We start from the raw sequence: 257 nt of genomic DNA, 5'->3' as shown, positions 1-257 counted from the left end.
GGCCCCGGGCGGTCCCACCGAACCCGACGCCGTCACGCTCGCCACCGACCTCCGCGAGGCACTGCGCCCGCTGTGGCGCCGGCTCAGCGCCCACAAGACACTGTCGATGGGCAAGACCGGGATCCTGTTCCACCTCGAGCAGCGCGGGCCCCTGACCGCCACCGACCTCGCCGGTCTCGAGCGGATCAGCCACCAGGCCGTGGCGAACGCCGTGAGAGAGCTCCAGGATCTCGGCCTGGTCTCGCGGACCCCCGACC

General features: G+C 73.2%; 1 protein-coding gene. It reads left to right on the top strand.

What is annotated here, in order from left to right; all coding sequences use genetic code 11:
* The coding region (locus QSV46_RS40230) for a helix-turn-helix domain-containing protein (RefSeq protein WP_314964223.1) at nucleotides 1-257 on the top strand (257 nt) is incomplete at both ends.

Origin of the sequence: Bradyrhizobium cosmicum (genome assembly GCF_032290525.1) — a bacterium.
Taxonomy (GTDB): Bacteria; Pseudomonadota; Alphaproteobacteria; order Rhizobiales; family Xanthobacteraceae; genus Bradyrhizobium; species Bradyrhizobium cosmicum_A.
This window is presented reverse-complemented; position numbering and strand designations above follow the sequence as displayed.